Below are 20,622 nucleotides of genomic sequence, written 5' to 3'. Positions count from 1 at the left end.
CGCCCGTGCGGGATGCACATGCGTGAACCGGGGCCGACGTACCAGTCTGCCAGGACCGGCCGCATCTCCCAAAACCGGGGTCGGTGCGGAACTATTCCTGGGCGAGCTGCGGGGTCATTTCACCAGGCCGGCGGCCTGGCCGGTGGCGGCGTCCCTGGTGGCCGACCCGGGGATCGGCTTGTCCGCCTTGAGCGCCGCCCAGACCTGCTTGCCCTGGGCCTCCAGGGGCACGACGCGGTTGGGGTCGCGCGGGTCGTACTCAACCGGCAGCGTGATCATGTGCACGTCGTCGGCGCCGAGCCCGGACAGGCCCTTGGCGAAGCCCATCAGCTCGTTGACGGAGTCGAGCTCGGAGTCCGGCGTGATGGCCTTGGTGGCGGTGTCGGCGAGGTCGAAGAGCGTCTTGGGGTTGGAGAAGACGCCGACGCTCTTCACCTGGTCGATGAAGGCCTTCATGAAGGCCTGCTGGAGCTGGATGCGGCCGAGGTCGCTGCCGTCGCCGACGCTCTTGCGGGTGCGGACCAGGCCGAGGGACTGCTCGCCGTCGAGGGTGTGGGTGCCCGGTGCGAGGTCGAGGTGGCTCTTGGCGTCCTTGATGGCCTTGGTGGTGGTGATCTCGACGCCGCCGAGCTTGTCGATGAGCTTCTTGAAGCCGGTGAAGTCGACCTCGATGTAGTGGTCCATGCGGATGCCGGACATGGCCTCGACGGTCTTCACGGCGCAGGCCGGGCCGCCGACCTCGTACGCCGTGTTGAACATGGCACGGTGCTCGGCGGGGGCGGTGCTGCCGTCGCCGGCGGTGCACCGCGGGCGGTCGATCAGGGTGTCGCGCGGGATGGAGACCACGGAGGCCTTCTTGTGGCCCTCGTAGACGTGCACGACCATCGCGGTGTCGGAGCGGGCGCCGCCCTCGTCCTTGCCGTACGCGCCGTTGGCACCGGAGCGGGAGTCGGAGCCGAGGACGAGGATGTCCATCGAGCCGTTGTCGACGTTCTCGGGCCGGTCCTTGCCGAGCGCCGCGTTGATGTCGACGCCTTCGAGGTTGCCGTTGAGCTTGAAGTACACGTAACCGAGCCCGGAGCCGCCGGCGAGGACCAGCACGGCGGCGCTCCACGCGGCGATCACCGCGGCGCGGCGGCCCCTGGCGGGCGGCTTGCGGCGGCGGCCCCGGGTGCCTATTCGGCCGTTGCTGTTCTGCTCGGTCATCGTCTTCCCTCAGCCCTATGGTTCACCTTGTGTGACGGCAAAGCACCCGAAAGGGTTGCATGGGCGGCTGTGAGGTTTCGATGAGCGACGGCCGGTAACGCGACTGCGCCCACCGAGCGGGGCTCGGTGGGCGCAGTCGTTTGTGCAGGTCACGGCGAGGTTACGACCCAGGGGCCGCCGTCACGCCGTGTGACGAGGATCTCGGCGTCAGTCGTTGCCGCCGCCGGGCGTCGTCTTCTGGATCTGCAGCAGGAACTCGGCGTTCGACTTCGTCTGCTTGAGCTTGTCGAGCAGCAGCTCGATCGCCTGCTGCTGGTCGAGCGCGTGCAGCACGCGGCGCAGCTTCCAGGTGATGGAGAGCTCCTCGCTGCCGAGCAGGATCTCCTCCTTGCGCGTGCCCGAGGCGTCGACGTCGACGGCCGGGAAGATGCGCTTGTCGGCGAGCTTCCGGTCGAGCTTGAGCTCCATGTTGCCGGTGCCCTTGAACTCCTCGAAGATCACCTCGTCCATGCGCGAGCCGGTGTCGACCAGCGCGGTGGCCAGGATGGTCAGCGAGCCGCCGTCCTCGATGTTGCGCGCGGCACCGAAGAAGCGCTTCGGCGGGTAGAGCGCGGTCGAGTCGACACCACCGGACAGGATGCGGCCGGAGGCGGGCGCCGCGAGGTTGTACGCGCGGCCCAGGCGGGTGATCGAGTCGAGCAGGACGACCACGTCGTGACCCAGCTCCACGAGGCGCTTGGCGCGCTCGATGGCCAGCTCGGCGACGGTGGTGTGGTCCTCGGCGGGACGGTCGAAGGTCGAGGAGATGACCTCGCCCTTCACCGACCGCTGCATGTCGGTGACCTCTTCCGGACGCTCGTCGACGAGGACGACCATCAGGTGGCACTCGGGGTTGTTGTGGGTGATCGCGTTGGCGATCGCCTGCATGATCATGGTCTTGCCGGTCTTCGGCGGGGCCACGATCAGACCGCGCTGGCCCTTGCCGATCGGCGACACGAGGTCGATGATCCGCGTGGTCAGCACGCCCGGGTCGGTCTCCAGACGGAGGCGGTCCTGCGGGTACAGCGGGGTGAGCTTGTTGAACTCGGGGCGGCCGCGGCCGGACTCCGGCGCCATGCCGTTGACCGAGTCGAGGCGCACGAGCGCGTTGAACTTCTCGCGGCGCTCGCCCTCCTTCGGCTGGCGCACGGCACCGGTGACGTGGTCGCCCTTGCGCAGGCCGCTCTTGCGGACCTGGGCGAGGGAGACGTACACGTCGTTCGGGCCGGGCAGGTAGCCGGAGGTCCGGATGAACGCGTAGTTGTCGAGGATGTCGAGGATGCCCGCGACGGGGATCAGCACGTCGTCCTCGGAGACCTGCGGCTCGCCGGTCGCGAAGTCGTCACGGCCGCGACGGCCACGACGGTCGCGGTAGCGGCCGCGACGGCCCCGGCGGCCGCCCTCGAAGTCGTCGTCGTCCTGCGGGCCGGCCTGACCGCCCTGCTGGCCCTGACCCTGGCCGGCCTGCTGGCCGCCCTGGCCCTGGCCGCCCTGACGCTGGCGCTGGCCGCCCTGGCCACCGCCCTGCTGGTCGTCGCCCTTGCGGTCGCGCTGACGGTCGCGGCGGTCGCGGCGGTCACCGCGCTCGCCCCGCTCACCGCGGTCGCGGCGGCCCCGGCCCTCGGCGCCGTCGGCGGCGGCCTCGGCCTTGGCGTCGGTCGCGGCCTGCGGCTCCGCCTTGGTCTCGGTACGAGCCTCGGTACGGGCCTCGGCGCGGGCCTCGGCGCGGGCCTCGGTCTTGACGGCCTGCGCGGTCTCGGCCTTGGCCTCGCCCTCCGGCGAACCGGCGGGGGCGGTGGCGCGCCGGCGGCGGCGCTCGCCGGCCGGGGCCTCGCCCGCCGGCTGGCCCGGGATCTCGATCTGCTGCTGGGCGCTCTCGCCCTGCTCGGCCTGCTCGGCCTTGGGCGCGGCGGTCTCGGCGGCGGACTCGCCCGTGCGGGCCTTGGAGGTGGCGCGGCGCTTCGGCTTGGTCTCGGCGGCGTCGCCGGACTTGGCGGGCGCGGCGGAACCGGCGGCGGAGCCCCCGGCCTGCGCCTCCTTGATGACCTCGATCAGCTGGCTCTTGCGCATCCGCGCGGTGCCCCTGATGCCGAGGCCGGACGCGACCTGCTGCAGCTCGGCCAGGACCATGCCCTCGAGGCCGGTGCCGGAGCGGCGGCGCCGTGCGGTGGTGCCAGTGGCAGCACCTGCGGCGGGCGCGGTGGTGTCGACACTGTTGTCGGCAGTCACGCCCATCAGATCGGTGGTGTCGCTCACGAAGGGTCCTTCCCTGGAGCGGACGTCGGCCATCTGGCTCGGCGACCGGTTGTGCTGTCCGGCAGCGGTCCTGCTTGGTGGACCGTGTCGGGGCGGTGGTCCCGCCGGGTGCGGCGGAGAGAGAAATACATGCTGTGGTCCGGCCCGAGCGCCCCCTGCTCGGCCCTCGACGAGAAAGAACGAGGGGTGTCGCGCCGGTTCCGGAGCGTGCTCGAAACTGCTCAGGCAGGCTGCTCAGGCAGTGGAGGAGGCTCCCGGAAGAATCAGTGGTCCCGGACGGGGACACTCAGCACCGCGTCTCGTAGACGTCGGGTGCAGACTTGAGGTTAACACTACCGGCTCCAACAAACATTCCCCCTCTCCGTCACCGGCAATCCCGTGTCCGCGCGGTCCGGCTCGGAGACCGCGCGGCCGGGTACGTCAGGGCGCGAGCGGCAGCACGCTCGCACCGGGCATGTCGAGCTCGAGCCGGTTCGCGGCCCAGCCCTCGCCCGCAAGCAGGGCGACCTTGTCGGCCGTCCCGTGTTCGGCCAGCGCGAGGACCGTGGGGCCCGCGCCGGAGATGACCGCGGGGATCCCGTCCGCCCGCAGCCGGTGCACCAGGGCCAGGCTCTCCGGCATCGCGGGGGCCCGGTACTCCTGGTGCAGCTTGTCCTCGGTGGCCGCGAGCAGCAGTTCGGGGCGGCGGGTCAGGGCCTCGACGAGGAGGGCGGCGCGGCCGGCGTTGGCGGCGGCGTCGACGTGCGGGACGGTGCGCGGGAGCAGACCGCGGGCGGTCTCGGTGAGCACCGGCTTCCCGGGGACGAAAACCACCGGAACGATGGAATCGGAGGGTTCCATCCTGATCGCCCGCGCGGCACCGGCCTCGGTCCAGGCGAGCGTGAAGCCGCCGAGCAGACAGGCGGCGACGTTGTCGGGGTGCCCCTCGATCTCGGTGGCGAGTTCGAGCAGTGCCGTCTCGTCGAGGCGGGCGTCGCCGCCTATGGTCACGGCGCGGGCGGCGACGATGCCGGCGCAGATGGCGGCGGAGGAGGAGCCGAGGCCGCGGCCGTGCGGGATGCGGTTGGCGCAGACGACCTCGAGGCCGCGCGGCTGCCCGCCGAGCAGGTCGAAGGCCGTGCGCATCGAGCGGACGAGCAGGTGGCTCTCGTCGCGGGGCAGGGTGTCGGCACCCTCGCCGGCGATGTCGACGTGCAGCCCGGAGTCGGCGACCCGGACGACGACGTCGTCGTACAGCCCGAGGGACAGCCCGAAGGCGTCGAATCCGGGGCCGAGATTGGCACTGCTGGCGGGAACGCGCACCCGTACGGCGGCGGCGCGGAACGCTGGACCGGCCATCGCTCGATGACTCTCCTTGACTTGCGGGGTGGCTCGAAGGAAGTGCGGAGAACCCGGGGGCCGTTCGCGCCTCACGGGCGACGGCAACAACACCGCACATCTGCGGCGGGGCGGGTTGGGCACAGCCTATCGAAGGAAGGTTCTGTCGCGACATAGGGCGCACAGGAGGCGCACGATGCGTGTCGCGCGCCAACCTGTGCGCCTATGTAGGTTCCTGATCGGGTTTGCCCCTTGATCGGAAACCAAGGGGCACCGTTTTCAGGCCAGAATTTCGGGACCGGATCCTCAGGCCAGGCCGAGGCGCTCGGCGGCGGCCGAGGCGTCGACCGGGACGGTCACCGGCTGCGGGGCGCCGGCGACGGCCCAGTCGGGGTCCTTGAGGCCGTTGCCCGTGACCGTACAGACGATGGTCTGGCCCGGGTCGACCTTGCCCTGCGCGGCGGCCTTGAGGAGGCCGGCCACCGAGGCGGCCGAGGCGGGCTCGACGAAGACGCCCTCCTGAGCGGCCAACAGGCGGTAGGCCTGCAGGATCTCACGGTCCGTCACCTCGTCGATGAAGCCGCCCGACTCGTCGCGCGCGGCGATCGCGTAGTCCCACGAGGCCGGGTTGCCGATGCGGATCGCGGTGGCGATCGTCGACGGGTCCTTGACGACCTCCCCGCGCACGAGGGGCGCGGAGCCGGAGGCCTGGAAGCCCCACATGCGCGGGCGGTGGGTGGCGAGACCGTCGGCGGCGTACTCGCGGTAGCCCTTCCAGTACGCCGTGATGTTGCCGGCGTTGCCCACGGGCAGGACGTGGATGTCCGGGGCGTCGCCGAGCATGTCCACGATCTCGAAGGCGGCGGTCTTCTGGCCCTCGATACGCACCGGGTTGACGGAATTGACCAGCGCGACCGGGTAGTTGTCGGACAGCGCGCGGGCCAGGTCCAGGCAGTCGTCGAAGTTGCCGTCGACCTGGAGGATCTTCGCGCCGTGCACGAGGGCCTGGCCCATCTTGCCGAGCGCGATCTTGCCCTGCGGGACGAGCACCGCGGAGACCATCCCGGCGCGCACCGCGTACGCGGCGGCGGAGGCCGAGGTGTTGCCGGTGGACGCGCAGATCACGGCCTGCGCGCCCTCCTCCTTGGCCTTCGAGATGGCCATGGTCATGCCGCGGTCCTTGAAGGAACCGGTGGGGTTGGCGCCCTCGACCTTGAGGTGCACCTCGCAGCCCGTGCGCTCGGAGAGGACCTGAGCGGGGACGAGCGGCGTGCCGCCCTCACGGAGCGTGACGACCGGCGTCGTGTCCGTGACCGGAAGACGGTCCCGATACTCCTCGATGATGCCGCGCCACTGGTGGGTGCCCTTGGTGGTCATGGGTCCTTACTCCCCTTCAACACGCATGATGCTGGCGACACCGCGCACGGTGTCGAGCTTGCGCAGCGCCTCGACGGTCCCGGAGAGGGCGGCGTCGGGCGCGCGGTGGGTGACGACGACGAGCGAAGCCTCGCCGTCGCCGTCCTGGCGACCGTGCTGGCGCACGGTGTCGATGGATACGCCGTGCTCGGCGAAGACCGTCGCGACCTGGGCGAGCACGCCCGGCTTGTCGGCCACGTCGAGACTGATGTGGTACCGCGTCACCACGTCGCCCATGGGGCTCACGGGCAGCTGGGTGTACGCGGACTCGCCGGGGCCCGTCGCCTCGTTGAGACGGTTGCGGCAGACGGCGACGACGTCGCCGAGGACGGCCGAGGCGGTCGGCGAGCCGCCGGCGCCCGGGCCGTAGAACATGAGCCGCCCGGCGGCCTCCGCCTCGACGAAGACCGCGTTGTACGCCTCGCGGACGGAGGCGAGCGGGTGGCTGAGCGGGATCATCGCGGGGTGCACGCGCGCGGTGACGGACTCGCCGTCGGCGGCCCGCTCGCAGATCGCGAGCAGCTTGATGGTGCAGCCCATCTGCTTGGCGGAGGCGAAGTCGGCGGCGGTGACCTCGGTCATGCCCTCGCGGTAGACGTCGTCGAGGCGCACGCGCGTGTGGAAGGCGATTCCGGCCAGGATGGCGGCCTTGGCGGCGGCGTCGAAGCCCTCGACGTCGGCGGTCGGGTCGGCCTCGGCGTACCCGAGCGCGGTGGCCTCGTCCAGGGCCTCGGAGTAGCCCGCCCCGGAGGTGTCCATCTTGTCGAGGATGAAGTTGGTCGTGCCGTTGACGATGCCCATCACCCGGTTGATCTTGTCGCCGGCGAGGGACTCGCGCAGCGGCCGGATCAGCGGGATGGCGCCGGCGACGGCGGCCTCGTAGTAGAGGTCCTGGCCGTTCTCGATGGCGGCGGAGTGCAGGGTCGCGCCGTCCTGGGCGAGCAGCGCCTTGTTGGCGGAGACCACGGAGGCGCCGTGCTCGAAGGCGGTGGTGATGAGGGAGCGGGCCGGCTCGATGCCGCCGATGACCTCGATGACGACGTCGATGTCCCCGCGTTTCACGAGGGCGGTCGCGTCGGTGGTGATGAGCTCGGCGGGGACGCCGCCGCGCACCTTGTCGGGCCGGCGGACGGCCACGCCGGCGAGCTCGACCGGCGCACCGATGCGCGCGGCGAGGTCGTCGGCGTGCGTCGTCATGATGCGCGCCACCTCTGAGCCGACCACTCCACAGCCCAGCAGCGCCACCTTCAGCGGACGCGTACGCATCATCCGACCTCGTCTCTCGTACCTACTGATCCGTATCTCTACGGTCGTTTCCCTGATGGGATCTCCGGGGAATCTCCGGGGATCCCCACGGTGGAACCAGTCTCACTCACCGGACGCCCGTTTCAGGGCATAGTCCGAATGGCGAGACATGGTTTCCACCACGTGACTATTTCATCACCCGACGTCGAGACGCAGGAGATCTTCCTCCGTCTCGCGGCGCACGATGACGCGTGCTTCCCCGTCCTGTACGGCCACGACCGGCGGGCGCAGCGCGTGGTTGTAGTTGCTGGCCATGGAGCGGCAGTACGCGCCGGTGGCGGGCACGGCGATGAGGTCGCCGGGCGCGAGGTCGGCCGGCAGGAAGGCGTCGCGCACGACGATGTCGCCGCTCTCGCAGTGCTTGCCCACGACACGGGTCAGCATCGGTTCGGCGTCACTCGTACGGGAGACCAGCGCGACGCTGTACTCGGCGTCGTACAGCGCGGTGCGGATGTTGTCCGACATGCCGCCGTCGACGGAGACGTACGTGCGCAGCCCCTCCAGCGGCTTGACCGTGCCCACCTCGTACAGGGTGAAGGCGGTGGGCCCGACGATGGCGCGCCCGGGCTCGACGGAGATGCGCGGGGTGCGCAGCCCGGCGGCCTCGCACTCGCGGCTCACGATCTCGGTGAGCGCCTTGGCGATGTGATGCGGCTCGCGCGGGTCGTCGTCGGAGGTGTACGCGATGCCCAGGCCGCCCCCGAGGTCGATCTCGGGCAGCTCGACGCCGTGCTCGTCGCGCACCTCGGCGAGCAGCTGCACGACGCGCCGGGCGGACACCTCGAAGCCGGCCATGTCGAAGATCTGGGACCCGATGTGGGAGTGGATCCCGATGAGTTCGAGACCGTCGAGGGTCAGCGCCCGCCGCACCGCCTCGGCGGCCTGTCCGCCGGCGAGCGCGATGCCGAACTTCTGGTCCTCGTGGGCGGTGGCGATGAACTCGTGGGTGTGCGCCTCGACGCCGACGGTGACGCGGATCTGCACGCGCTGCCGCTTGCCGAGGGACTGCGCGATGTGCGCGACCCGCACGATCTCCTGGAAGGAGTCGAGCACGATCCGCCCGACGCCGGCCTCGACCGCGCGGTGGATCTCGTCCGTGCTCTTGTTGTTGCCGTGGAAGGCGATGCGCTCGGCCGGCATGCCGGCGGAGAGGGCGGTGGAGAGCTCGCCGCCGGAGCAGACGTCGAGGTTGAGCCCCTCTTCCTTGAGCCAGCGCACGACGGCGCGGGAGAGGAAGGCCTTGCCCGCGTAGAACACGTCGGCGTCCTTGCCGAAGGCGTCGGCCCAGGCGCGGCAGCGGGCGCGGAAGTCGTCCTCGTCGAGGAAGTAGGCGGGGGTGCCGAACTCCTCGCGGAGCCGGGTCACGGAGAGCCCGCCGACGGTGAGCTGCCCCTGCTCGTCCCGCTCGACGGTCCGGGACCAGACCTTGGGGTCGAGCCGGTTGAGGTCGGCGGGGGGCGCGGAGTAGTGCCCCTCGGGGAGGACGTCGGCGTGGCGGGGCCCGGCGGGGTGGGCGGAACGGCTCATGTCTCTGCGTCTTTCAGATCTGGTCGGGTGCGCTGATGCCGAGCAGGGAGAGGCCACCGGCGAGCACCGTCCCGGCGGCTTCGGCGAGCGCGAGCCGGGAGCGGTGGGCGGCCGAGGGTTTCTCGTCGCCGAGGGGCAGGACGGTGTGCTGATACGCGAGGACCGCGTCGGCGATCCCCTCCAGGTGCCGGGCGACCCGGTCGGGGGCGCGGTGGCGGGCGGCGGAGGCGAGGACGTCGGGGTGGTCGCCGAGGAGGGTGAGGAGGTCGTCGGCGTCGTCGGTCTCCCCCGGCTCGCTCCGGAAGCCGAGCTGCTCGGCGTTGCGGGTGAGGGCGCGGGTGCGGGAGTAGGCGTAGCGCACCCGGAAGAGGGGGTTGTCCTCGTGCTGGTGGAGCAGCTCGTCACCGAGCCTCGCGTGGTCGTGCCCGGCGGCGGCGAGGAGTCCCCAGCGTGCGGCGTCGCGGCCGAGGCGGCGGTAGAGCTCGGCGGCGCCGAAGGGGACGGGCAGGGGCGCGATGTCGGTGGTCAGCCGCCCGCGGGCGTGCTCGACCTCGGGGCTCGCGCCGAGCAGGGCCCAGTCGGGGTCGGCGGCGTCCTCGCAGGCGACCCGGACGAGGATCCCCTGGGAGACGAGGATCCGCCGTACGGCATCGGCGGTGACGGCGGCGCGGACGTCGGCGCGGTGGACCGGCTGGGCGACGGCCCCGCTGGGCCCGCGCCGCCCGTACTCCGCACCGCGCCGCAGGATGTCCCGTACGAGCTCCTGCCGGCTGTCGCCGTCCAGCGTGAAGTTGAGGAACCCGGGCCCGGTGATGTCGACGGAGCGGACGCCGGGGCTGTCGTGGAGCCGTTCCTTCAGGATCGCGGCGACGGCGCGGGCGTCCAGCCCGGCGGGCCGGGCGAGCCCGAGCGCGACACTGCTCGCGTAATCACCGGTGCCGCCGGGCCGGGGCCGCTCGACCTTGACGCGCGCGGGCACCTCGACCCGCAACGCACCCTCGTCGACCGCACGGCGCACGGCGTGCAGCACGGTGAGGGAGAGGTCCGCGGGGGTCACGGGACAAGCCTAGGGGAGGAGGGGGGTACGAACGCGAACGGGTTTCGGCATGTGGGCGGTGGGGGCGGGCGCGGGGCCGGGCCCGGGTCCGCACCGGCACTAGGGCCTGGGGTCTGCCCCTGCTCAGGCCCTGCACGGTGCCGGGCTGAGGCGAGCCCGGTCTCAGCTCCTGCCCGGTACCGCGCCAGGCCTGGGTCGGACTTCGGGACTCAGTCCTCTCGACTCAGGCCTCTCCGGCGCAGCGGCTCGAACTCACTGCGGGCGGCTCCTCGGCGCCGTCCTGCCCCTGCCCACCGCCCGCTCCCCCACCGTCCCGCGGCCCGCGCCGCTCGCGGTGCATGAGCTGCCGTACGACCCGCACGAGCTCGGCCGGCTCGAAGGGCTTGGCGAGGAACGCGTCGACTTCGGAGAGGCCGCCGCCGTCCGTGTCGTACTCGGTACAGGCACTGATGATCGCCACCGGCAGATCCCTGGTCCGCGGATCCTCCCGCAGCCGCGCGGCGGTCTTCAGCCCGTCGAGCCGGGGCATGACGACGTCCAGGGTGACGACATCAGGACAGACCTCATGCACGACATCCAGACACTCGGCACCATCGGCCGCGGTCACCACCTCGAACCCCTCGAGTTCGAGATTGACCCTGATCAGCTGGCGGATCACCCGGTTGTCATCCACAACCAGCACCCGCCCGGACACGCCTGACACACCTCGAGAGTAGGACCCGCGCAGCCACTGCGTCCGGCTTTTGCCCACTTCTGACCCGTGCGAGGGACCCCCACCCCGGTGACGCCCCGGAAATACCTGTTCACAGGCACACTCCGAGAGCTGGTAGTGTTCTTCCCGTCGCCGCGACAAGCGGTGAAGCCCCCGTAGCTCAGGGGATAGAGCAACGGCCTCCGGAGCCGTGTGCGCAGGTTCGAATCCTGCCGGGGGCACTCCAGCTCGGACAGCGTGATCAACCCGCTGACCAGCGAGAGTGCCAAACACAGAGACCCGGACTCAGTCCCACTGAGTCCGGGTCTCTGTCGTTGTGTGTCACTGATCGCGAGTGAGTGGCGAGTGGGAGCGTGAGGGCGCCGGCGCCCATCGCTTGCCCAGCCCCCCCACCCCCACGCACGCAACGTCGGCTGCACGACCCGCGGTCGAACGACAGGGAGTCGCTGTGTCAGGCGCCAACGTGCGGCACACTGTGGTCCGATCCGCATCTAAGCATCACGCCACGGGACTCGAATGCTCTTCTCGAAATGACTGACCAGATCACATACCAGTTTGAGGCCTTCCTCCAGCGCATCACACTTTCAGACAGCGAGAAACTAAACGCCCTAGAACAGGGACAGAGCCTCTCCCGAAGAATCGAGCAGCGATCCGAAGTGCGAGAGTGTCTCATTACGGGGTCGATGGTGAGATCTACAGCCATTCGAAAATTCTCGGATGTTGACATCGTGGCTGTCATCGAACCCGAGGATCAACTTGCCCATTCAGAGCCCGCAGCGCTGGTCTCCGCTGTCGCACAAATACTGCGAGAGATGGAGCCGGACGTACAGGTATCTGAGAACGCTGTCCGCGTCACACATGTGGACGGCGGAGTCGTGGATGTCCTCGCCTCAGTTCACCTCGGCATCAACGCCGAGGGTGACGAAGAGTACCGGATCCCAACTGCCCGCCAGGACGGATGGGAAATATACGCACCTGAAGCGCAGAACAGAAGAATCCGAGAGGCTACCAAGCTACTCGGGGAAGATTTCAAGCGATTGATCCGCCTGTGCAAGTGGTGGAGCAAAACACACGACCAGCCGATTCCGTCTCACGAGATCGAGCTTGCCGCCTATCGGGCGTTCCCTAGGGAGATTCCAGAACTCTCGCGGGCAGTAGTCGAGTTCTCTGAATCCATCAGACACCAGATCGATGGAAGTCCACTAGCGCAGACAGCATTGCTGGACTTCAACAGGCTAGCCCGAGAGGCCTACGGCGAGCAGACCTCGGGCAATTTCCAGAAATCAAGCGAGCTATGGGGGAGGGTGTTCGGTGACGAATTCACAGCTGTCATCGCTTGAGGTCATCGGTCTGGCTGATGACCAGCTCGTCAAGGCAAACAAATATTACAAGTGGAGCCGCAGGCTACCTGTTGCCACCTTCGCCTTGAGCATAGTTTCAATCTTCATCTCCAACCCATACACCTACATCCCTGCATTGCTGGCTCTTGTCGTGCAGGTCAGCTCATGGCTGGCCCGAGACAAGGCTGGCAGTCTCCACAGCGCTGGCGAAGAGGGGAGGACTCACGGACTCTCCCTAAACGCACTAGGCACCCCAGCAGAACGACTTGAGCTCAACAAATGGCTCAGTCGCGTCACTCCCAGAGTGCCCAGCCAGGCAACAGAGCCAGCCACATCAGACTACTACGCAAGCAATGCACCGATTGGCTTGCGAAGACTCTGCGATAATCTCCAAGAAAATTCCTTCTGGAACATGCATCAGTACCAGAAGACGGCGGCCCATTACGCCCGACTCCTTTGGGTATCTTTCGGGGCAACGCTCGCCATGATCCTTGTCGCGATCCCGCTCACCTCCGGAGACGGCAATCTCATTCTCGCCCGAATCTTGGTGGCCGTTCTAGCGTCCGGTGCAGCACTGACCCAACTCGGCGAAGTTCGGTCCTGGAAATCTGCCGAGGCCAAAAGCGAACGCCTCGACATCCGCCTTGACTCGCTATCCTCGCTCTCCGAAGAGGAACTGAGGGAGGAGAAGCTCGGGACGATCCTCGCCATCTATGGTGACTATCGAGTCACCACGGCCGGTGCACCTCCAATTCCCAAATGGATGTACGACCGCGAAAGAGATCGCCTGAATGATCTCTGGGCTAGACGGGCGGACTCCACGTAACAGAAGAGGGAGGACGATGGCGACCGTCCAAGAGAGTTCCAAATCTCAGAAGGTCGCCACTCTCCGACTAGTTACACTCGCTCGGTCCACCCCATAGCTCGTTCAATCTTCGAATTGTTGACTTCTTCATGGCCGTCGATGCAGCCCTCATTGCGGCGGTGAATGACCTCGGGTGAATTGCCCGCTCGACGGGCTACCTCGGCGCCAGGAACGCCCGCGTTCAGCCAGTTGGTAATGCAGGTGTGCCGCAGGTCGTACGGACGGTGGGCGAGCGGGGATTCCACTTTGTCCGGCGGCAGGGCAATCGGGCGGGCTTCCTGCCAGACCCTCCAGTCGCTGGACGTCCCGAGCACGGCGCCCCGCTCGTTGGCGAACAGCCGACCGTCCTTCGCCGTGCCGAACTCCGCTTTGTGCGCGCGGAGCATGGCGACAAGTGTCGGAGGAATCGGGACGGGGCGATCCGCCTCGGGCTCCCGAGACTTGAGCCCGCGCTTGTCGTGGCGCTGCCCCGAATCTGTCCACCGCTTGCCGGACACCGGCCGGGACTCTTTGAGGGTGAGCGTCCCCCATCCCTTCTCGGGCAGGTAGCAGTCCTTCTGCCGGAGCCCCACCGTCTCGGCCGGCCGCATCGCCGCGTAGAGCTGGCAGGCGAAGAAGGCGACGAGTCGCCGCCCGCGGTTCCGGTGGACGGAGCCCACATACGAGACGGCCGTGAGGAGCTGGTCACCCTGGACTGTGTTGACCAGGACACGGGGGTCCACGACGTCCCCCTTGGTGGCCCCCGCGCGCTTCACCCCCGCGAGCGGGTTCTCCTCTAAGTACCCGCACTCGATGGCGTACTCCATGGCCGTGTTGAAGCCGCGACGTCGGCGCTTGTAGGTCTCCCCCGCTGCTGGGGTGTCGTCCAGCTTGAACGAGAGCCGGTACTGGACATCTCGAACCACCTTGGGGTCAGTGAGGGCCGAGAGCCGCAACGATCGCGCCCGGAGCCACGCGCACGCCGCCACAAACTCCGCGGGCGGCTCCTCTTCCTGGTGCGCCGGCACGACCGCCCACCGCATCGCGAGCCGCGTCTCCTCCGGCGTGGGCGCCTTCTTGCCGTCCTCCACCATCGCGAGCGCCACCGTGGCAAGGCTGTCGGCCAGCCCTTCGCGTGTCTTCGCCGCCGCCGTACGCCATCGGCTCGCCATGTACTCACGGCTGAAGTCCCACCACGACGGATCGGGCTTCTCGTTCTCCCTCGCGGCAGCCGCCCGGAGTTCCGACTCCGGCAGGCCGGACGCCACGTCGAACGCCTCGCCCTTCCGCATTGCCTGCCACAGCTCGGACCGGCGGCTCTCCGCAAGAGCCACGGTGGCGAAGCTAGCGGCCTTCACCTTTCCGGCGACCGTCCAGCGGGTCTGGTACGGGGCCTTCTTGCTCCGCACCTGGTTGACCTTCCAGACCCGTACGTCCGTGGAGAGAGTCAGGTCCCCCGAAACGGGCGGGCGCCCGGGGTCTTGCTGGACTTGCGATAGGTCACGCGGCTTCCTCCAGGGTCTCGATCCAGCGCTCCAGGTCCAAGCGACGGATGCGGACCGCGCCGTTCGGGAGCTTGATGGCCTTCGGGCCCTTCTTGAGCTGACGCCACCGGTAGAAGGTGGCTCGGGGCACTCCGATCTCCTCCACGACCTGGGGGATCGTGAGCATCTCGTCACGCGTCGCGGACACGGGTCCTCCTAGACCAGCTACCGAAGACAGGGCGGGGCGCCGCAGAAACCACAGAAACCGCAGAAAGCTGCGAATCCGGTGTCTGACCTGCGGCGTTGGAGGTGCTGGGGTGGTTGCCGCAGGTGGGCGCAGACGCTCCGAGGATTCTGCGGTTTGTGCGGCGGGGGTCCCTTGCGCGGGCAGGAGGGGAGGCTCATGCCTTGGGCTCGCGGACGCTCGGGTGGATGAGGTAGAGGGGCCCCGGCGGTCGGCCCCGTTTGCCGGTGCGGGGCGGGGTCTCGCTGCGGAGGTAGCCGTGCTCCTCGAGGACGGCGGCGACCGGCTCCAGTTCGGCGATGGTGGGGAACTCGGAGCGGGAGAGCTTGGCGAAGAGGTCGCGACGGCTGACGCTCTCCCAGCCGTTGTCCTCCAGGACGGCCAGCAGGCTGCGGGCGCGAGCAAGGGTGGCGTCGGCGCCCATGAGGTCGAAGACGGTCAGGGCGTGGGCGGCGAAATACTCGGCCAGCTCGATCGAGGCGGCCATCGTGGTCGCGCTGATCGGAGTCTTGGTACCGCCGTCAATGTGCTCGGCGAGGTGCAGCAGACCAGCGATGCGGGCCGCGGCGCCCACGAGCTTCCCCGCCCATTTCCCGATGTGCCCGAGGCGCCCGCCCTTGGTGCGGAGCTGCGGCTCCAGACGCTCGGCGTACGCCTTGAGGGCCGCGTCTGCTTCGGGGCCCACCTGGACAACGAGGGGGTCGGTCCAGTCCGCGAGCCTGAGCGTGAGCGCGTAGACGTTGCGCTCGTACGTGGCCCCGATGGTCGCCGGTACGGGGTCGGGGTCGATCTTCCGGAAGCCGACCGCCGCGGTCCGGGAAGTCCGGGAGGAGACGGGGATGGAGGTGGAGGTGGAGGTGGACAACATCGTCGGCCTCTACACGGACCCGGACCACGTCTTGGCGTACGACGACGGTGAGGTCCGCCAGCAGTTCTCCATCTGCTTCCGGGCCCACCCGGTCGGCGGAACCCTCCGCACGAGCAGCGAATCAAAGGAGGTCCGCTGGGTGAACCCAGCGGACCTCGAAGACCTGGACATCCATCCGTCCATGATGCTGCGCATCCGGCACGGCCTGGACGAGTCGCGGCGGGAGCCCTACCTCGGCTGAGCGCCGGCCGCGGCAGCAGCCAAGCGCTCAACCCGCTCATTGGCGGCGTAGATCTCGGGCGCCGCGCGTTGAATGAAGCGCCCCACGATGGTGTCCGGCCCGTATCGCTGCACGATCTCGTCCAGTCGGGCGATCGGGGTGGTGTGCCCGCCGTCTGGTGTCGTCGTCATGTCGGAGACGATCAGCGCGTCCACCAGCTCGTGCCGCTCAAGCTCGAACTCAGTCTCAAGCTCTTGCCGGAGTCCTCGCTCCTCGGCCTCCAGGAGCGCACAGGAGTGATGCGCCACGAGCCGCAACACACGCTCGTCGGCGCCCTCCTGGTCCCGCAGGAACCGGGCCCCGTCGAGCGGGTGGAAGCCGGTGGTCGCGATGGCCGGCGAGTACCCGACGTCGTGCAGTACGGCCGCGGCCTCCAGCAGCTCGGCGTCGGCGCCGAGGATCGGGTTCAGAGACCGAGCCCGCTTGGCGACGCCGAGGGAGTGTGCCCAACGACGCGGCAGCGGCTCGGACAACATCGATTCGGAGAGCGAGTACGCCCACTCGGTAAGCCCCATGGTCGCCAAGGCTACGGGTGCGCGGACGAACCTGGGAGGGCACGTACCGTACGCCCCTTCCCATGCACGGTGCCGAGCAAGCCGTTTCCCTCCATTCGCGCCAGCACACGGCGCACTGCCGTGCGGGATGCCGCGAAGCGTTCACAGAGCCTCGCCTCAGATGGGTAGGCATCACCGACGGCAAGGGATTCCTCCATGATGAGGTCAACCATCCGCTGAGTAAGCGATCGACGGTCGCCGTCTCGACGGACGCGCCAACCGACCCCTGGTTCGGATTCGAGCACCCCCTCGGCTGCAAGCCTCTTCAGCGCGCACGACGAATCGTGTTGCGAGCAACACCAAACGTCCGCCCAAGTTCCCCTTCTGATGGAAAGGAATCAACCAGCTCTCCGTGCTCAATTTTCTCTCGAATTACCGCAGCGATCGGCCAGGTAGGTGTCACGCGGGCTGGAGTCGGTCACGGGCCCCGCTCCTCGTATCGAAGGTCACGATTTGCATCACCATCAGCCGCCTGCAGGTCCACTGCTCTCCAGCGCTCCCTGCCAGCCTCGATCCTAGCCTGCACATTTTCAAGATCTGCCCGAACGTGGGCAATCTGCCGCTGCAGGTCGGCAGCCATGGAACGAGCGCCTTGAAATTCAGATTCAGCGACCTCTCTCTCCATTACCTCCTCACGCGCCCGGGATTCAATCAACCGCGTCTCAGCTTCAATTTCCAATGCCCGCGCTTGATGATATTCTCGCTCAAGGAACGCCAACTCGCGCCTTAGTCGCATCGCGCGCCCAGTAAAGGAATTCCCGGGAAGCGAATCGAGATTAATGCGCCGATCCCTATTGGAAGCGACGGTGGCGATTCGCTGAACGTAAGCCCACTGACGGGGTGTCATGGTAACCGTCACATCACCGTTCTCCCCGAAGTCGGCACCGTTACCATTAGAGAGATTGTCAATTATCTTGATCAGGTAACCGCCCTCCCTGTGGGCTCGACCTGCGTCCCCTCTTGCAGACTTCCCCAATCGCGCCTCATTGGCCACCCTGCGATACTCGGCGGTCAGAGCCGCGATGAGGGCATCGTACTCATCACGAGGAAGCACGTACTCTTCTTCGAAACCACCAACGCGACGCAGGTCTGCGCTCTCGGCTTGAGCCACCGTGGAAGCACTAATTGCCGCGCCCAGCTTCCCCTTAGCGACCTTCAGGAAGAGCGCCAGATTCACGAGAAGGAAGTCCTCTCCGCACCTCCCCTGGAATTCAGCGATCAACTCCGGCCTGGGTCCCACTACGAGGCCAGCTTGTTTATGGACCCAATCCTTCTTCTCATCGTTCGTTACGAATATGACCGAAGACTTTCGCTTTTCCGCCTCACGAAGGAGCTGCTCCCAAACAAAGAAGTCACCATGCCCATTTTCCGACTTCCGCGCATCTTCGAACCCTGGGGGAATTCCCTGCTCTACCCTCTCTTTGAATTTCTCCTTAAATTCCTCGACCTCCTGATCAGTGAATGGACCCCCCGTTCTTCCGTCTAGAATTCCAGCCAGCGCGGCAAGAACCGGGTCATTCGTGACCACTTTAACCAAATCCAGGTCGAACGACTCACTGCGCTTATTGATATCTTCGATGACTCCCTTGAAGGCAGCCTCTAGCGGTTGAGTGAGCTTTTCTCTTTCATCGCCAGGGATTGAACAGCGTCGCGCAAACTTGTTGAGTTCTTGAAGCGCCTTGGATTCTGCCTCACGTAGCGCATTCGGCACGGAGGCGTAGAGGTCAAGATGTTCCTTAATCGCATCGACCCTTCGGCCGTAATACTCCTTCCCGACCTGATGAGGAATCCAAAGGCGATCTTTCACTCCGTCGAGAACATTGATTAGCTCATTGCGGGCGTTCGAGGTGAAGCGGTACAGCTCAAGAAGCACATTCGTATCCAAGACGACGAGGTACTCAGAGACCCCGCGCTCGTAATCCTGGACGGGCCGTCGCCACATCCCAGCAAAGTCGGCAAGAAACGACGAAACCACTCAGACCCCCCTTAGAGTCACTTACGTACAGACCACGATAGCGATCCCCTCAGAGGTGTGTCCGGCTTCGCGCGAGCTGGCCAGGCAGCTCGCGCGACACGAAGCACTGGCAGTCCTGATGCCTGGACTGCGAGTGAGCAGCGAGTGAAGTGCAAGTACCAGTCAGCCTGCCCTGGCGTCCGTGCAGCTCAGAGCAAGGTGTTCACTTCAAGAGCCGACGGCCTCCGGAGCCGTGTGCGCAGGTTCGAATCCTGCCGGGGGCACTTCGCAGGAAGTGCCAACAAGACCCCGCCGTCAGCGGAAACGCTGAGGACGGGGTCTTGTTGCATGTGCAGCCGGATGCCGCCCCGAGCCGCCGTATGTCGGGGCCGGGGCCTATTCGTGGGCGTGGAGGCTGCGGCTTCAGGGAGTCGTGTTCGAAGGGGTCGGGTCGGGCGTGTCCCTGCCGCAGAGTGCGCGGTGATAGCGAAGGTGGGCCTCTTTTATCTTGTGGGCGGGGTGCCGGCGGAGGCGGCCGATGGTGGTGTCGTCCGCGGTGGAACGAACGGTGCCCTCGGCGTCGACGTAGATCGCCAGGGTGTCGAACTGGACGTGGTGGTTCGGGCACAGGACAAGCAGGTTGGACTGTTCGTCGGGACCGTTGTGTGGCCGGCCGAGACCGCGGATGTGTGCGGCCTCGCTGTACGTGCCGAAGCGAGTCGCGAGCCGTAGGTCGCAGACCTGGCATTGGTCGCCGTGCAGCTTCTTCACCCTGGCCGTCAGGGCGGTGTCGCGGACGACGCGGGAGGAGGAGGTTGTGCGTCGTGGGGCCGGGCCCCACTCTGTCGCCTGGTCCTCTTCGAGTTGGTCGACGCCGCTCGCACTTTCGTAGCCGGCCAATCCGAGCCGTTCCATCAGCGCGTGCTGATCGATGTCGGCCAGGTAGGTCTCCCGCAGGACGGCCACGGCCTGGGATCGCACGAAGGGGTCCCGCAACAAATGCTCGGCCTGTTCGGTCACGCCACCGGTGGGATTGAGCCGGTCGAACGTTGCGGCATGAGCCGCGACGGCCTGGCCGGACGGAAGGCCGTGGACGCCCCACAGTTGGCTCGTCCGGAGATGCCAGAACGGATATTCGGGGGTGACGGAGGAGTCGGGAAGGCCGAACTCGGACAGTATCTCCCCCACTTCGTCGCGGAATTCGTGCCATGGCGCAAGGTGTGACTTGCCCGCGGCGACCCTGGAGATGCCCCACAGCAGAGCCAACGGCTTGTGCCTGCTCGGCCGGCCGTTTCTTGTGTGGACCCTGAGGTTCCTCAACCTGTCCATGAGCGTGCTCACCGTCAGCTCGGCGGATGACGGGCCCGATGCGACGGAGGCAGGATCGGGAGCAGGTCCACTCGGCCCGCGGGGCGAGAGAAGCGAAGGCACGGCCACGCGACCATGCCCCTCGGGTCGAACCACGTCTCCCCGCTCCACCCACTCGCGCCAGGAGCGTGGCGCGAGCTCGAGCGTCTCATCGGCCGAGAGATCAGGATTGCCGCGAGCTTCGATCCAAGCCCAGTCGACCCGGTCGTTCTCAGACCTGAGGTCCAGGACCGACAGGTCGTAGCGGTAGTTGGGGAAGGACACGCCCCGCGCCTGCTGCTCGATCTCCACGGCGCTTTCGATGACGGCCACACCGCAGAACTCGACGTATCCCTTGTGCGTCCCGTTGCGCGACACCGAGGAGAAGACCAACAGCGGTGCGGCCAGTGCCCGCTGCTCTGCCGTGAGACCCCGATGTTCCGCCATCGCCTCCAGCAGCACCGCATTGCCCTGCGTGGTTCCCACGGGGACCGTGTGGTCGACCCTGTGGTCCCCGAAGTAGCTGATGCGGTTGTTGTCGAGGTCGAACGAATCGTGCCAGGGAGTCTCGGCCGTACCGGCCTTCCAGAGGCTGGAACGGATCAGGATGCACGGTCGGCGCCGCCCGCCAGGTGCTTTGACCTTCGCGGTCGGATTGATGCCCTTGCTGAGCTGAACCTGAGCGAGGGTTTCGGAGGCCGTGACGTGATGGAGGTTCGGATAGCCGTCGATGAGCACCACGGCGGGGTCGCGGTTCCGGGCAGATCGGAACACCTCACCGACACGCAGATGACTTCCCACTGGCCCTCCCCCGGACGACGCGCCTCGCTTCCCGATCTTGCCATCCTCGCGACGTCCTACGGAGGTGACGT

General features: G+C 67.8%; 17 protein-coding genes, 2 tRNA genes and 1 pseudogene. 5 read left to right on the top strand and 15 right to left on the bottom strand.

The window, feature by feature from the left end:
* Positions 1 to 114 precede the first annotated feature (114 nt).
* The 8 genes from JAO84_RS25380 to JAO84_RS25345 all read right to left on the bottom strand — a co-directional run bounded on the left by JAO84_RS25380 (position 115) and on the right by JAO84_RS25345 (position 10,874).
* Positions 115 to 1,206, bottom strand: coding sequence for an LCP family protein (locus JAO84_RS25380; RefSeq protein WP_370414918.1), 1,092 nt, complete (start codon positions 1,204 to 1,206; stop codon positions 115 to 117).
* A gap of 207 nt (positions 1,207 to 1,413) precedes the next feature.
* On the bottom strand, positions 1,414 to 3,501 hold the full coding sequence (rho, locus tag JAO84_RS25375; RefSeq protein ID WP_370414917.1) for a transcription termination factor Rho: 2,088 nt from the start codon (positions 3,499 to 3,501) through the stop codon (positions 1,414 to 1,416).
* Between the two features lie 420 nt (positions 3,502 to 3,921).
* Complete coding sequence (gene thrB, locus JAO84_RS25370) at positions 3,922 to 4,839, bottom strand: homoserine kinase (protein ID WP_265868536.1); 918 nt, start codon at positions 4,837 to 4,839, stop codon at positions 3,922 to 3,924.
* A 285-nt stretch (positions 4,840 to 5,124) separates the two neighbouring features.
* Positions 5,125 to 6,195 (bottom strand): threonine synthase, encoded by a 1,071-nt coding sequence (thrC, locus tag JAO84_RS25365; RefSeq protein ID WP_365755256.1) that lies wholly within the window; start codon positions 6,193 to 6,195, stop codon positions 5,125 to 5,127.
* Positions 6,196 to 6,201: 6 nt separating this feature from the next.
* On the bottom strand, positions 6,202 to 7,503 hold the full coding sequence (locus JAO84_RS25360) for a homoserine dehydrogenase (protein WP_370414916.1): 1,302 nt from the start codon (positions 7,501 to 7,503) through the stop codon (positions 6,202 to 6,204).
* 171 nt (positions 7,504 to 7,674) lie between these two features.
* A complete protein-coding gene (gene lysA, locus JAO84_RS25355; protein ID WP_370414915.1) occupies positions 7,675 to 9,066 on the bottom strand; it encodes a diaminopimelate decarboxylase in 1,392 nt (463 codons plus the stop codon).
* A 13-nt stretch (positions 9,067 to 9,079) separates the two neighbouring features.
* Entirely contained in the window at positions 9,080 to 10,123 is a 1,044-nt protein-coding gene (nrtL, locus tag JAO84_RS25350; RefSeq protein WP_370414914.1) for an ArgS-related anticodon-binding protein NrtL, read from the bottom strand.
* A gap of 223 nt (positions 10,124 to 10,346) precedes the next feature.
* Positions 10,347 to 10,874, bottom strand: a complete 528-nt coding sequence (locus tag JAO84_RS25345) for a response regulator (protein ID WP_370414913.1) — start codon at positions 10,872 to 10,874, stop codon at positions 10,347 to 10,349.
* Positions 10,875 to 10,984: 110 nt separating this feature from the next.
* Between JAO84_RS25345 and JAO84_RS25340 the strand changes: the two genes are divergently transcribed.
* From JAO84_RS25340 to JAO84_RS25330, 3 genes are all read left to right on the top strand, one after another.
* Positions 10,985 to 11,056, top strand: a tRNA-Arg gene (locus tag JAO84_RS25340).
* A gap of 309 nt (positions 11,057 to 11,365) precedes the next feature.
* A complete protein-coding gene (locus JAO84_RS25335) occupies positions 11,366 to 12,175 on the top strand; it encodes a hypothetical protein (protein WP_370414912.1) in 810 nt (269 codons plus the stop codon).
* Positions 12,147 to 13,001: a hypothetical protein gene (locus tag JAO84_RS25330; RefSeq protein ID WP_370414911.1), complete on the top strand. Its 855-nt coding sequence runs from the start codon at positions 12,147 to 12,149 to the stop codon at positions 12,999 to 13,001. Before JAO84_RS25335 ends, JAO84_RS25330 begins: the two co-directional genes overlap by 29 nt.
* Before the next feature lie 71 nt (positions 13,002 to 13,072).
* Here the strand turns inward: JAO84_RS25330 and JAO84_RS25325 are convergent, their stop codons facing one another.
* The 3 genes from JAO84_RS25325 to JAO84_RS25315 all read right to left on the bottom strand — a co-directional run bounded on the left by JAO84_RS25325 (position 13,073) and on the right by JAO84_RS25315 (position 15,615).
* A complete protein-coding gene (locus JAO84_RS25325) occupies positions 13,073 to 14,470 on the bottom strand; it encodes a tyrosine-type recombinase/integrase (protein WP_370416866.1) in 1,398 nt (465 codons plus the stop codon).
* A 49-nt stretch (positions 14,471 to 14,519) separates the two neighbouring features.
* Positions 14,520 to 14,711 carry a helix-turn-helix transcriptional regulator gene (locus JAO84_RS25320; protein ID WP_370414910.1) on the bottom strand — a complete coding sequence of 64 codons (192 nt, stop codon included), beginning with the start codon at positions 14,709 to 14,711 and terminating at the stop codon, positions 14,520 to 14,522.
* A 193-nt stretch (positions 14,712 to 14,904) separates the two neighbouring features.
* The gene (locus tag JAO84_RS25315) at positions 14,905 to 15,615 is read right to left on the bottom strand and encodes a DUF3987 domain-containing protein (protein ID WP_370414909.1); all 711 of its coding nucleotides are present in this window, start codon (positions 15,613 to 15,615) and stop codon (positions 14,905 to 14,907) included.
* Here JAO84_RS25315 and JAO84_RS25310 point away from each other — a divergent pair.
* Positions 15,557 to 15,856 (top strand): annotated as a pseudogene (locus JAO84_RS25310) (NUDIX domain-containing protein); the annotation flags it as partial. The gene JAO84_RS25315 and the pseudogene JAO84_RS25310 sit on opposite strands and share 59 nt — an antisense overlap.
* On the opposite strand, the gene JAO84_RS25305 reads toward JAO84_RS25310, so the two are convergent.
* The 3 genes from JAO84_RS25305 to JAO84_RS25295 all read right to left on the bottom strand — a co-directional run bounded on the left by JAO84_RS25305 (position 15,844) and on the right by JAO84_RS25295 (position 18,391).
* Positions 15,844 to 16,410: an HD domain-containing protein gene (locus JAO84_RS25305; RefSeq protein WP_370414908.1), complete on the bottom strand. Its 567-nt coding sequence runs from the start codon at positions 16,408 to 16,410 to the stop codon at positions 15,844 to 15,846. The pseudogene JAO84_RS25310 and the gene JAO84_RS25305 sit on opposite strands and share 13 nt — an antisense overlap.
* A gap of 11 nt (positions 16,411 to 16,421) precedes the next feature.
* Positions 16,422 to 16,622 carry a GntR family transcriptional regulator gene (locus tag JAO84_RS25300; protein WP_370414907.1) on the bottom strand — a complete coding sequence of 67 codons (201 nt, stop codon included), beginning with the start codon at positions 16,620 to 16,622 and terminating at the stop codon, positions 16,422 to 16,424.
* Between the two features lie 245 nt (positions 16,623 to 16,867).
* Complete coding sequence (locus JAO84_RS25295; protein WP_370416865.1) at positions 16,868 to 18,391, bottom strand: PIN domain-containing protein; 1,524 nt, start codon at positions 18,389 to 18,391, stop codon at positions 16,868 to 16,870.
* 208 nt (positions 18,392 to 18,599) lie between these two features.
* Between JAO84_RS25295 and JAO84_RS25290 the strand changes: the two genes are divergently transcribed.
* A tRNA-Arg gene (locus tag JAO84_RS25290) sits at positions 18,600 to 18,687 on the top strand.
* Between the two features lie 139 nt (positions 18,688 to 18,826).
* Here the strand turns inward: JAO84_RS25290 and JAO84_RS25285 are convergent.
* Complete coding sequence (locus tag JAO84_RS25285; protein WP_370414906.1) at positions 18,827 to 20,491, bottom strand: HNH endonuclease; 1,665 nt, start codon at positions 20,489 to 20,491, stop codon at positions 18,827 to 18,829.
* Between the last annotated feature and the right edge of the window lie 131 nt (positions 20,492 to 20,622).

The organism is Streptomyces fradiae, assembly GCF_041270065.1.
GTDB lineage: Bacteria > Actinomycetota > Actinomycetes > Streptomycetales > Streptomycetaceae > Streptomyces.
The sequence above is the reverse complement of the archived record's forward strand: the minus strand, read 5'-3'. Positions and strand labels throughout refer to the sequence as shown.